Source organism: Bacillus mesophilum (genome assembly GCF_008923265.1).
Taxonomy (GTDB): domain Bacteria; phylum Bacillota; class Bacilli; order Bacillales; family Cytobacillaceae; genus Cytobacillus; species Cytobacillus mesophilum.
The window spans coordinates 894,061-907,288 of record NZ_WBOT01000001.1 but is presented as its reverse complement, the minus strand read 5'-3'; the positions used below and the strand labels follow the sequence as shown (position 1 = coordinate 907,288).

11 protein-coding genes are annotated in these 13,228 nt (G+C 38.7%); 7 read left to right on the top strand and 4 right to left on the bottom strand.

What is annotated here, in order from left to right:
• Nucleotides 1-8: 8 nt before the first annotated feature.
• The 5 genes from prpB (at nt 9) to F7732_RS04410 (ending at nt 6,352) form a co-directional block, all read left to right on the top strand.
• Complete coding sequence (prpB, locus tag F7732_RS04430; protein WP_151572415.1) at nt 9-917, top strand: methylisocitrate lyase; 909 nt, start codon at nt 9-11, stop codon at nt 915-917.
• 106 nt (nt 918-1,023) lie between these two features.
• Complete coding sequence (locus tag F7732_RS04425) at nt 1,024-2,697, top strand: acyl-CoA dehydrogenase family protein (protein ID WP_240056539.1); 1,674 nt, start codon at nt 1,024-1,026, stop codon at nt 2,695-2,697.
• Nucleotides 2,698-2,754: 57 nt separating this feature from the next.
• Nucleotides 2,755-3,660, top strand: a complete 906-nt coding sequence (locus F7732_RS04420; RefSeq protein WP_151572413.1) for an NAD(P)-dependent oxidoreductase — start codon at nt 2,755-2,757, stop codon at nt 3,658-3,660.
• Nucleotides 3,657-5,114, top strand: coding sequence for a CoA-acylating methylmalonate-semialdehyde dehydrogenase (locus F7732_RS04415; protein WP_151572412.1), 1,458 nt, complete (start codon nt 3,657-3,659; stop codon nt 5,112-5,114). The genes F7732_RS04420 and F7732_RS04415 overlap by 4 nt, the downstream gene beginning before the upstream one ends.
• A 203-nt stretch (nt 5,115-5,317) precedes the next feature.
• Nucleotides 5,318-6,352, top strand: coding sequence for an enoyl-CoA hydratase/isomerase family protein (locus tag F7732_RS04410; protein WP_151572411.1), 1,035 nt, complete (start codon nt 5,318-5,320; stop codon nt 6,350-6,352).
• Nucleotides 6,353-6,397: 45 nt separating this feature from the next.
• On the opposite strand, the gene nrdG is transcribed toward F7732_RS04410, so the two are convergent.
• The 3 genes from nrdG to F7732_RS04395 form a co-directional block, all read right to left on the bottom strand.
• Nucleotides 6,398-6,844 (bottom strand): anaerobic ribonucleoside-triphosphate reductase activating protein, encoded by a 447-nt coding sequence (nrdG, locus tag F7732_RS04405; protein ID WP_151572410.1) that lies wholly within the window; start codon nt 6,842-6,844, stop codon nt 6,398-6,400.
• Entirely contained in the window at nt 6,841-8,715 is a 1,875-nt protein-coding gene (locus tag F7732_RS04400) for an anaerobic ribonucleoside triphosphate reductase (protein ID WP_151572643.1), read from the bottom strand. The genes nrdG and F7732_RS04400 overlap by 4 nt, the downstream gene beginning before the upstream one ends.
• A gap of 220 nt (nt 8,716-8,935) precedes the next feature.
• Complete coding sequence (locus F7732_RS04395; protein ID WP_151572409.1) at nt 8,936-10,012, bottom strand: GGDEF domain-containing protein; 1,077 nt, start codon at nt 10,010-10,012, stop codon at nt 8,936-8,938.
• A 249-nt stretch (nt 10,013-10,261) separates the two neighbouring features.
• Between F7732_RS04395 and F7732_RS04390 the strand changes: the two genes are divergently transcribed.
• Both F7732_RS04390 and F7732_RS04385 read left to right on the top strand, forming a co-directional pair.
• Nucleotides 10,262-11,275 carry a permease gene (locus F7732_RS04390; protein WP_151572408.1) on the top strand — a complete coding sequence of 338 codons (1,014 nt, stop codon included), beginning with the start codon at nt 10,262-10,264 and terminating at the stop codon, nt 11,273-11,275.
• Complete coding sequence (locus F7732_RS04385; RefSeq protein ID WP_151572407.1) at nt 11,272-12,051, top strand: TIGR03943 family putative permease subunit; 780 nt, start codon at nt 11,272-11,274, stop codon at nt 12,049-12,051. The genes F7732_RS04390 and F7732_RS04385 overlap by 4 nt, the downstream gene beginning before the upstream one ends.
• A 103-nt stretch (nt 12,052-12,154) precedes the next feature.
• On the opposite strand, the gene F7732_RS04380 is transcribed toward F7732_RS04385, so the two are convergent.
• The gene (locus F7732_RS04380) at nt 12,155-13,213 is read right to left on the bottom strand and encodes a CdaR family transcriptional regulator (RefSeq protein WP_151572406.1); all 1,059 of its coding nucleotides are present in this window, start codon (nt 13,211-13,213) and stop codon (nt 12,155-12,157) included.
• Between the last annotated feature and the right edge of the window lie 15 nt (nt 13,214-13,228).

Here is a 13,228-nt window from a genome sequence, read left to right as displayed (position 1 = left end):
AACTGGATATGGCATGGATTGTAGATCAGCCTTTAACACAAAAAGAGCTTGCGGATACTTTTCGCAAGCTTGTTGACACCGAAAGTATCGTGCAGATCCCTGGTGCGCATGATGCAATGGCTGCTTTAATTGCGAAGAATACTGGATTTCATGTACTTTACTTATCGGGAGCGGCCTACACCGCAAGTAAAGGTCTGCCTGATTTAGGGATTGTCACTTCTTCAGAAGTAGCGGACAGAGCAAGAGATATTATAAGGGCAACAAATCTGCCGCTGCTAGTAGATATCGACACTGGGTTTGGCGGTGTTTTAAATACAGCTAGAACAGCAAGAGAAATGGCAGAAGCTCATGTCGCTGCTGTGCAAATAGAAGATCAGCAGCTCCCGAAAAAATGCGGACATCTTAATGGAAAACAATTGACAACAACAGAGGAAATGGTGCAAAAGATTAAAATTATAAAGGAAACAGCACCGACTCTTTATGTGATTGCCAGAACAGATGCACGCGGTGTGGAGGGAATGGCTGCTGCATTGGAGCGTGCAAAAGCTTATGCTGAGGCTGGTGCGGATGCTATTTTTCCAGAAGCATTGCAATCTGAAGAAGAATTTAGACAGTTTGCGGCACAGCTGTCGGTTCCGCTGCTTGCCAATATGACTGAATTTGGGAAAACACCATATTATTCAGCTGAAGAATTTGCACAGATGGGCTATAAAATGGTGATTTACCCTGTTACCTCTTTACGGGTGGCAGCTAAAGCATACGAGAGCGTTTTTTCACTTATAAAAAATACCGGAAGCCAGAAAGAAGCTCTTGAAAGTATGCAGACTCGAAGCGAATTATATGAAACGATTTCATATTATAAATTTGAAGAGATGGACAATAAAATGGCCAAAACGGTGTTAAATAAAGGGCAGTAACATAGTCTTGAAATGAATAAGAGGAGATATGAGAATACCTTTTTAGCGGTGTTTCTCATCTCTCTTTCCTGATTGGAGGTTTATTAGGATGGAGAAAGCAAATACGATGTCACACAATCCTTATCTTTTTTACGACAGCATAACTGCTCCTTTCACCCCAGAAGACTTTACAGATGACGATATTTTAATTGCAAAAACCGCTGAGCTTTTTGTAAAAACTGAAGTGAAGCCTAAAGTGGGTAATATTGAAAAACAGCAGCATGCAGAAGTAGTGAATTTATTCCGTAAGGCCGGTGAACTTGGTTTATTAAGTATTGAAATACCTGAAGATTATGGCGGCTTTCAATTAGATAAAAGTATTTCTGGCGTTGTCGCGGAAAAGCTGGGATGGGCAGGATCATTCAGTGTTTCGTTTAATATTCATGCTGGTGTTGGCACACTGCCATATATATACTATGGAACAGAGGAGCAAAAGCAAAAGTATTTGCCAAAACTTGGTTCCGGAGAATGGATTGGCGCATATGCACTGACAGAATCAAATGCAGGCTCTGATGCTTTAAACGCTAAAACTACAGCAAAACAATTGGAAAACGGCAGCTGGGTTATTAATGGGGAAAAACAATGGATTACAAATGCCAATGTTGCAGATGTTTTTCTCGTATTTGCAAAATCCGTTCAAGGCATGACCGCATTTATTGTCGACAGAGATTTTAAAGGCGTTTCGATTGGTGCTGAAGAAGAGAAGATGGGAATCAAGGGATCTTCTACAGCTACCTTGATTTTGGAAGATTGTCTTGTTCCTTCTGAAAATGTACTCGGCGATATAGGCAAAGGTCATCTTGTAGCATTAAACATTTTGAATTTAGCACGCTTAAAGCTTTCTTTTGCTAACATTGGGACAGCGAAACAAGCACTGCAGCTGGCCATTCATTATGCGGAGGAGCGGCAGCAATTTGGGAAGAGCATTAGCGAGTTTCATATGATTCAAGAAAAACTGGCCAATATGGCGCTTGCTATTTTTGGTGCAGAAAGTATTTCATATCGGACAGCAGGATATATAGATGAAGTCTTAAATCGTAAAGATTCAACAGAAAGCTTTAATTCGCTTGTTTCTGCATTTGCACTTGAGGCTTCGATCTGTAAAGTGTTTGGTTCTGAGGCATTGGCTAGTAACGTGGATGAAGCTGTCCAGATACATGGCGGCAATGGCTATATGAAAGACTATACTGTTGAAGCACTTTATCGTGATGCAAGAATCAGCCGAATCTTTGAAGGTACAAATGAAATCAACAGGCTAACCATTGCGAAAAATGCATTAAAAAGAACTTCTTTGCCGAGTTCTATTAAAGATTTATATAAGAAAGAGCAATTGACTCGACAAGAAGGATATTTAGTCGGTGGAGCTGAATTATTCGACAAAATTTTGAAAGCGCTTACCATGAAACGTCATCCAAAAAATATTGAACAAGAGCTGATGAGAATACTGGCTGATGCGACAAGTGAACTATACGTGATGGATTCTTGCTATCGAAGAACTCTTAAACATCCTGATCATGAAGTTATACAGCTATTATCAGAAACAATTTGTGAAGAAGGCTTTTATAAAATTGCTTCTGGTGCAGCAGTGATGATTGCTTGTTTATACGAAAATGAGATTGAGAGAGAAGAAAAATTGAATGAGGTCTCATCCATTTATGTGCCAACCAGAAGCCAGACGCTTATAACGAAAAGAAAAATCGCTCAGGCAATCCTGCAAAAGGGTCAATATTTTACCGTATAGTTTCGTGGCAGCTTAACATTCATAGCTTCTAAGCTTTTTAAGAATGGAGGATTGAATATGAAGAAAATAGGATTTATAGGATTGGGAAATATGGGTCTGCCGATGAGCGCCAATTTATTAAAGGCAGGCTATATCGTATATGGTTCTGATATTAACGAAAAAGCAGAAGATGCTTTTCAAAAGCTTGGCGGCAAGATTAGTACCCCAGTTGAAGAATTGACAGGAATTTGTGAAGTCATCTTTACTAGTCTTCCTTCAAATAAGGCTGCTGAGTCCGTGTATTTTGGCAAACATGGACTTATTGAACAGAGCTCAAATAAATGTATTTTAATTGATACAAGTACAATTTCACCGGAGCTTCATCAAAAAATAGAAAAGGCCATAGAAGAGAATGGCGGCCAGTTTATAGCTGCACCAGTGAGCGGAGGGGTCGTCGGTGCTGTCAATAAGACACTAACTTTTATGGCAGGCGGTTCAAAGACAGTGTTCGACCAGGCGTTTCCAGTCATGGAAGCAATGGGAGAAAATATTTTTCATATTAGTGAAAAAGTAGATAGTGGAACGATCACAAAGCTGATGAACAATCTGCTGATTGGCTATTACACTTGGGGTGTGGCAGAAGCGTTAACGCTTGCTGAGAAAAGCGGACTAGACTTAAAGCAGCTTTTTGAAGTATTAAATGTAAGCTATGGCCAGAGCCGTATTTACGAACGAAATTATGAATCTTTTATCGCTAAGGATGATTATAATCCTGGCTTTACTCTGAAACTGCTGATTAAGGATTTGCAATTTGCGATGGAGCTTTCTGAGCAGCAGCAAGTCGAACTGCCAATTTCTAAAACGCTGCTGGCAAACTATCAAAAAGCAGATGCTAAAGGGTATGGAGATCTTGATATGTCCATCGTTTATAAAATGATTCAGGAACACAATAATACAAACAAAGAGGAGGAACGGCTCGTATGATTCATACAGATGTAAAAAAAATGAAAAATCATATTAATGGAGAATGGGTAGAGTCTTTAGGTGAAGCAACTGAATCTGTGCCAAATCCGGCTACTGGTAAAATTATTGCGTATGTGCCACTTTCAACGGAGGAAGATGTAAATCGTGCCGTAGAAGCAGCTCAAGTTGCCTATACCTCCTGGTCAAAGGTGCCGGTACCGAATCGTGCTCGCTTTTTATATAAATATTTGGAGCTGCTGCAAACACATAAAGAGGAGCTTGCACAGATTATTACTGCAGAAAATGGAAAAACACTCAAGGATGCAAGAGGAGAAGTACAGCGCGGCATTGAAGTGGTAGAGCTTGCTGTCTCAGCGCCTAATCTGATGATGGGAGATGCACTTCCGAACATTGCAGAAGGAATTGATGGCTCTATTTGGCGTTATCCGCTTGGTGTTGTCGCAGGAATCACGCCTTTTAATTTCCCGATGATGGTGCCATTATGGATGTACCCGCTTGCGATCGCATGCGGAAATACATTTGTCTTAAAAGTATCAGAACGTACGCCGGTTCTTGCTGAAAGATTAGTAGATTTATTTTATGCCTCCGGCTTCCCAAAGGGAGTCTTAAATTTAGTTCATGGCGGTAAGGATGTTGTCAACGGCATACTGGACCATCCGCAAATTGCGGCGGTTTCATTTGTGGGCTCTGAGCCTGTTGCGAAATATGTGTATGAAAAAGGGTCTGCAAATGGAAAAAGAGTGCAGGCATTGGCAGGAGCTAAAAACCATGGAGTGGTTTTAGGTGACTGCAATCTGGAGAAAACCGTTCAAGGTGTGATTGGTGCAGCATTCGGCAGCAGCGGTGAACGCTGTATGGCATGTTCTGTTGTAGCGGTAACCGAGGATATTGCGGATGAATTTGTTGCTCTTTTAACAGAAGAAACACAGAAATTAACAGCAGGAGAAGGGACAAATGAGGAGCATTTTGTTGGTCCTCTAATTCGCGAATCGCATAAAGAACGAGTTTTAAGCTATATTTATAGCGGAGTATCGGAAGGAGCTAAGCTTCTAGTCGATGGCAGGGAAGACAGCAAAAAAGAAGAAGGCTATTATGTTGGTGCAACGCTTTTTGATCATGTAACTACAGATATGAAAATATGGCAGGATGAAATTTTTGCTCCTGTGTTAAGCATTGTCAGAATAAAAGATTTACAAGAAGGAATAGAGCTGACAAATCAATCAAAGTTTGCAAATGGTGCAGTTATTTATACTTCAAGCGGAAAAAGTGCACAAATCTTCCGCAACTCTATTGATGCCGGCATGATCGGTGTTAACGTCAATGTACCAGCACCTATGGCCTTTTTCTCATTTGCGGGCAACAAGGCATCTTTTTACGGAGATTTAGGTACAAATGGCAAGGATGGAGTACAGTTTTATACGAGAAAAAAAGTGGTTACAGAGCGCTGGTTTTAATAGCATTCTAATTGAACCTGTAAATAATCATAAATTCCTCTGGATTTCTTTCAGGGGAATTTATTGCTAAGACTTATGGTTAATAAAATATGAACATATGGTTTCGAAGAGAGTCAACGGTTATGAACCATGTTAAGATGAAACCAGACTGAACATCCATAGAACAATGAAAACACGTAAAGCATTATATGAGGAGGATTCCAATGACAGATGTGGTAATTGCGGAAGTGAAGGAAAATGGCGTAGCAACTTTAACACTCAACCGTCCTAAAGCCATTAATTCGCTTTCCTATGAAATGATATCAATCATCAGTGAGAAATTAACGAAGTGGCAATCTGATGATTCAATTAAAGTAATTGTCATGAAAGGGGAAGGAGCAAAAGGTTTTTGTGCGGGAGGAGATATTAAGACTCTATATGAAGCACAATCAAGTGAAATCGCTTTTGAACGTGCATGCCACTTTTTTGAATTGGAGTATATGCTTGATCTCTTTATCTATGAATTTGAAAAACCGATTATAGCGATATTAGACGGCATTGTGATGGGCGGCGGTGTCGGGCTTTCCAGCGGGGCGTCACATCGTATTGTGACGGAACGGACAAAATGGGCTATGCCAGAGATGAATATTGGCTTTTTTCCAGACGTAGCTGCCGCCTATTTTCTAAATAAAGCTCCAGGTCAGATCGGGGCATACCTTGCTTTGACAGGCTCAACAATTAATGCAGCTGATGTATTATATATACATGCAGGTGAAGAGTATATAACCAGTGAAGATATTCCTCTATTTTTACAGGATATTGAAGCATTTGAATGGGAGGAAGCATCTCAAGTTGGAGAGATGATCAAGAATTACAGCACGAAACCTGCAGAAAGAAGTCTTTTGAAAGAAATGGAAGAAGAGATTAATTCTCATTTCCGCTATGACACTGTTGAAGAGATCATATCTTCATTAGAAAAAGCTTCTAGTGAATTTGCGGCAGAAACGTTAAAGATACTAACGTCGAAGTCACCTGTATCGTTAAAGGTGAGCTTAAAGCAATTAAGAGATGGCAAAGTAAAAACAGTCCGGGAATGTTTTGAAACAGATTATGTACTGGCATTAAACTTTTTAAAGCATCGTGATTTTTATGAAGGAATCCGTTCGGTATTGATTGATAAGGATCGTAATCCTCAATATCAGTATAAGAAGCTGGAAGATGTTTCAGAGCAATTCGTTAAGAGTTTCTTTACCCTATAGATAAATAATAAAGTGGCGTCCAAATGGAACGCCACTATCCTTTTATTATGCTAAGTAATGGATCGTTTGGTTTGCACTCCCTCTAAATGGAAGTGTGGAGTCTTTCTGTCCGATAATAAATCGGCCATCGACCAATACATCACAATAGGACAATAATTCCTGCTGGTCGCTGCTTCCTTTTTCCTGAATCTCAGCAAGTGTATAGCCAGTATATGCCCAAATATGCTTACCAAGACTTTTAAGTGTTTTCGCTACAAGCTTAACTTCTTTAGCCTGAAAAAAAGGATCACCACCGCTTAATGTGATATCTGTTAACGGATTCATTGCTTCCTGGACAACTTCTTCAACATTCATATCTGTTCCGTTTTGCATATGCCAGCTGCTGGGATTATGACAGCCAGGGCATTGATGGGGACATCCAGCAAAGAAAATGACGGTCCGCAGCCCTTCACCATCCACGACTGAATCATGCAAAATATTCATCACCTTCATTTGTTTGCCCCGTGCTTCACTCGATCTCGTTCTTCTTCCATTTTTGCACTATTCCACTTGCTCATATCACCAACTAAATAACCAGTTATCCTGCGAATACGATGAAAGTCACCCTCATCAGTGCTTTTACAGCTCGGACATTCTTCATCAATTAACCCATTATATCCGCAGACTTTGCAATGATCCACTGGATGATTAATGCTGCCATAACCGATATGATGTTCTGCCATTGCTTTCACAAGCCTATCTAAAGCAGTTACATTTCGCCTTACGTCACCATCAAGCTCAATATAAGAAATATGGCCAGCATTGCACAGTTCATGGAAGGGACCTTCTAACCTAATTTTATCGATTGCCCTGATAGAATAATGAACGGGAATATGAAAGGAATTGGTGTAATAGGCCCGGTCGGTTATATCTTTTATCTCGCCAAATAGAAGCTGATCCTGCTTTACAAATTTGCCGCTTAGCCCTTCAGCAGGTGTGGCAATTAAACTATAATTTATATCGTATCTTTCGGCTGCATCATCCATTTTATTTCGCAAAAATTGAATAATTTCATAGCCAAGTTTCCAGCTTTCCTCGTCTTCACCATGATGATTTCCTGTTAAAGCTTTTAAACATTCTGCCAAACCGATAAAACCGAGCGATAAAGTGCCTTGTTTCAAGATTACTTCTAATGTGTCATCTGGCTTCAATTGTTCGCCTCCAAGCCAAACACCTTGAGAATAGAGGAAAGTAAAATCCCTTGCCTGCTTTTTAGCCTGAAATAAATAACGATCGTAGAGCTGACGGATGATTATTTCACTATATTCGTTTAATAAGTGATAAAACTCAGCAATGCTGCTGGAAGTGAGAGCAAGCTTGACTAGATTGACACTCGTAAAAGATAAGTTTCCTCTGCCGACACTGTTTTCCTCACCATGCCGATTGCTCATAACTCTCGTTCTGCAGCCCATATAGGAAACTTCCGATTCAGGAGTTCCGTTATAATGGGCAAGATTGAACGGTGAATCAATAAAAGAAAAATTAGGGAATAAACGTTTTGCAGTTGTTTCTAAAGCCAATTGATATAAATCATAATTAGGATCATCAGCAAAGTAATTAACGCCTTTTTTCATTTTAAACACTTGAATAGGGAAGATAGGTGTTTCGCCTTTTCCAAGGCCTGCCTGGGTGGCAAGCAGCAGATTTTTGATTAGCAATCGTCCTTCTTTTGATGTGTCTGTTCCATAATTAATTGAAGTAAAAGGAGTCTGACCGCCCCCGCGGCTATGCATGCTATTTAAATTATGTATAAATGCTTCACACGCTTGATAAGTTGCCCGCTCCGTTTCAGCCCATGCCTGCTTGCTCTTTTCTTCATTTGTCCATTGCAGCGGATAGCTGTTTAAGCGTTTAAGTATTTTTAAATAGGTTCTTTTGACAAAAGGAGCCAGATCGAAATCAACGGCAGGAACGGACTGACCGCCATGCTGCATATTCTGATTGGATTGGAAAACGATCGTGGCCAGTGCCATGGCACTCGTAATATCACTGGGTGTTCTCATAAAGCCATGGCCAGTATGAAAGCCAGTTTGCAAGAGCTTGCCGAGCGGTATTTGTGCACAGGTTGTTGTGCCGGTCGCATAATAATCAAGGTCGTGAGGGTAAATAAAGTTATCCTTCATTGCCTGTTTAGCTTCATCACTTAAAAGCTCTGTTTTTGTATAAAATTTAGATGCTTCGCTGGCAAACTTATTCATCATTCCACATGGACTTCGGCCATCCATGTTTGCATTTTCTTGTATTAAATCTTGTTTTTTAGTAGTAACAATATCCTCAAAAGAAAGAGCCAATTGTTCATATTGTTCAAATGGGTCGGAATTCATCAAAATCGATTGTTTCAATTTCTTTACTCCTCCAATACTATATATGCTTTGGTTGTATTTATTTGAATCTATATATAGTAATATACCGTTTAATTCTAGCTGTGAATCGGTAAAGGTTAGAACATTTTGTGACAATTACTATTTTTGGAGGAGAATATTTCAAGAATAAATTAAACAAAAAGATCCCTTATATTTAAGGAATCTTAATAGAATCATTGCTTTATGATGCCACACATACTCTGTTACGGCCCAAGTGTTTGGCTAGGTAAAGTGCAGAGTCCGCATCATCAATTAACATAGCTGGGTTTTCAGTTGTTTCTCTATAGCTCGCTACACCGACTGAAACAGTAATATAAATAGACTTGCCAGTGCTTAATAGAAAGGCATCCTTTTCTACGCTGTCTCGAATGCGTTCTGCAATTTCAACAGCTCTGGCAGCAGGGCAATCCAAAAGTAAAACGGTAAATTCCTCTCCGCCATTTCTGCTGACGATATCAAAATTTCTGGTCGCTTTCTGAAGCCTTGCCCCAAGTTCAATTAAAACGATGTCGCCTTCTTTATGTCCATATGTGTCGTTAATTTTCTTGAAATAATCTATATCTATATAAAGAAGAGAAAGCTGCTGATCACTACTTTTAACATCATGCACAAATCTATTGAACTCTTCATCAAACTTACGAACATTGTTTAAACCTGTAAGACTATCTGTTAAAGAATCATTCTTATACTTTGCAAACAGAGCTTGGCTTTCACGGATATATCGTATTAGATAAAACGTTAAAAAAGTGGAGATATATGAAATCAGCCAATATAAAGTAAGTACTTCCATTATAATAGCTGGATCTTCACTTAGATAAACAAAAAAGATTGAAAAAATGATGTTGTTAAATGTGTAGATGGAAAAAATTCTAATTTTAGCGGAAAATTTTACTCTTGAAAAAAAGATGGCAAACAAGGTGCCAGTCACACTAATAATCAATGCATACAAAGATATAATTTCGGCTGATAGAATGAACCGGAATATAATGGTCATTGCCATGGATATCAGCGCTGGAAATGCTCCTCCGTAAAAAGCAAGCAGCAGTGTCGGTATAAAACGTAAGTCTACGAGTAAATCACCAATATTGATGCTGAACAGCATTAATACAATACTAACAAAACCGCCGCAGATACCTGCTATTAGTTTCGTTTTCGCAGATGAATGCAATTGAAGCGGCTTTTTCATGATTACTTGAGAATATAGAAAAAGCAATGTGCCCAGTAAAGCTAAATTAGCTATAAATTCTTTTATGATCATCATAGGTATCACCCAGAGTAACATACCACATTCACAACTGAAAAAATACGGGTCTAAGCAATCTTCAAATAATTACTAGAAAGATTTCCTTTTAGCACCAAATGAGCCTTTTTCTTTTATATGAAAGCGAACAGATTAAAAAGCAAAAGAACTAAAATCCAAATCTATCATTTTGTGAATGAAACTCAAATAGATTACATAGAGTAATAGTAAATCATTCGAAGTAATTACGATTTAGGAGAGATATTAATGAGTGTAATCTCTAATATGCGGAGTTTATTAGTAACAATCCTACTATTTTTTATGTTGTCTCTATTCTTTTTTGGAGATCTTGAGGGCTTTTTCTTTCATGGGGATATTCTTGAAGGGGAGTTTAAATCAATCTTCGTCATTTTTATGGGGATCTTCCTGGAGGCTATTCCATTTCTTTTGATCGGAGTTATTTTTTCTTCAATTATTCACGAGTATATTTCCGAAGACTATATCAAAAGATGGATACCTAAGCACCCTGTAATGGCTGTAATCACTGCTATTATAATTGCTGCTATTACACCAGTATGTGAATGTGCCATAATCCCTGTTGTCCGCCGGCTTATACAGAAAGGGGTTCCGCTTCATGCTGGAATGGCTATTTTAACTGCTGCTCCTATTCTCAATTTCGTTGTATTTGGATCCACTTTTTTTGCATTTCAAAACGATCCTGCCATTTATATCGGCAGAATGGTTTTATGTATTGCTGTCTCATTAACGGTTGCCCTCATCATATATGTATTTTTCTCAGGTTCAAACATTTTGCGTAAGCATACAAACGATTTCACCGCACCAGCGCACCATCATCATAATTATTCAAGATTCAACTCTATGGTGAACCATAGTATTGATGAGTTTTTCTTAGTGGGTAAATACTTCATTTTTGGCGGGTTCTTGGCTAGTGCTGCACAAGTCTATCTTAACCGTGGTTCTTTAATAGAAGCAAGCTCAGATCCAGTCATTGGAACAGCACTAATGATGGGACTGGCGTACTTGTTATCTCTGTGCTCTGAAGCTGATGCTTTTGTTGCGGCAGCGTTTCAGCATGTCGTGCCTCAGCATTCTATTCTTGCTTTTCTCGTCTTCGGACCTATGCTTGATTTAAAAAATACCCTCGTGATGCTTGCTAGTTTTAAAACGAAATTTGTTCTCTTTTTTATTTTAATTGTAACTGTGGTTGTCTTTTTATTGTGTATGCTGGCAGGTGTATTTTTAAAGGAGGGGCTGGTATGAATTCTGAAGTACGTTTGGCTGTTTCTTTTCGGATGCAGTTACAGGGGATTATATTAATATCCATAAGTCTTGTTATATTCAAGTTGTATCTAACTGGGAACATGGCTTATATTATGGCACCAAAGATGATGCCGTTTGTCCTTTTTGCCTTTATTGTCTTACTGTTATTAGGAATGTATCGGCTTTTTCGTTCAAATAAAGAAGAAATGGCAGACTGTTATTGCTTGTCCGTTGACTCTCATAAAAGTTCATGGAAGGAGTATCCAGTATATGGTGTGTTTTTGGCATCTATTATTCTTTCTTTTGTAACAGAAGACTTTCAATTAAACGCAGCTTCACTTGCAAACAGGGGAATCATCAGCTCTGTTTCACCAGACTTTGCTGATGAGGTGCTTCTGAGTGAAATTTACAATGAAGAGACAAAACGGATTACCGTAAATGATGATAACTACTTTAAAGTGATGCAAGCAATGAACTCAGAATTGGATCAACTAATAGGAGTTAGCATTCAGATTCAAGGATTTATTTATCGGGAAAGTGAATTTAACGACGATGAAGCGGTCATTGCCAGGCAGTCTATGACATGCTGTGTGGCTGACTCCAGTGTATATGGATATATGCTGGAAGGGGAAGTGCAGAAACTGCCGACAGGGGAGTGGTACGATCTTGAAGGGACCATTCAGAAGAGAAGTATGGACGGGAATATGATGCCGGTCATCAGTATATCATCGATTAATAAAATAGAAACGCCTCAGGAAGTATTTTTATATGAATGATTCTAGGAATAATGTTTCTTTATAAGAATGTACCTCTTGAAGCGTTTATAACAAACCGCTTTTATTTCAGCTGTAAAATTGAGAGAGAAGAACAAAAAGGTATCTAATCGCTGGTATTACCCGAATCTGACAGAAATTTATATAAAATATACCCAGTAAAAAGCTCAAATAATTCGATGAAATGTTTTGGATTTTTCTCGGTCAGTGTTTCAATCTTCTGCAGACGATAGCTTAGACTATTTCTGTGGATATGAAGGTCTGCTGCAATTTCATTCATGTCGCCGTTATGCTTTACATAACTCAGCAGGGTCTCGATCAGTTCTTTGCCTTTTGTGCTATTGTTCATTTTCTCAATAATCGTAACGATATGATGGAGGTCACCATCTCGATTTGTGAGGTAATCAATAAATTGAACTTCGTTATAATAACAGTAGATTATTGACAATCCCATTTTATCGGCAATTTCAATCGCCCGCTGAGCCTCTTGAATTGATTTCGCTAAATGAGTATATGAACCTCCTATCCCAACTAGTGTTCCCTTAGCTAAATTGCTGGCTTCTAATCTTCTGATAAAGTCGCTATTTTCCGGCACAATGTATAAAACCATATGCTGATTATATCTGAGAGAATACTCTTGATCTGTTAAAGTCATTTCTCTTACTTGTTTCCTTTTAACAATAATCGCCATTCTCGGGATATTAAGAACAATGCCAAAGGTTTCCGCATTGCTGGTAAATGATTCATCGTAATCATCCTGACGAAAGACCCATTGATATAAAAATTCCTCTTTCATCTGTTCTTTAATTCTTCTTTCATAAAATAGAAACTCCTGGTTGATCAGCAGCTCAGCCGTAACTCGAACAAGTTCAGCAAAAGAACCGACGATTTTAGGATCTCCGCTTATTCCAATAACCCCAATGATTCTATTTCTAAAATATATCGGGATATTGACACCAGGTTTACTGGAGTGATCTGTTTTATAAATTGTAATCATCCTGCTTTGTTCAATAGAGTTAATGGCTCCTTCATGATAGGTATTTATTCTTTCCTTTTCACCGCTTCCGATTATTAATCCTTCTTCATTCATAATGTTCACATTATATGGAATAACCGTCATAACTTTATCTGATATTTTTTGAGCTAGCACATTATCAATTCGCATACAAACATCTCCTTG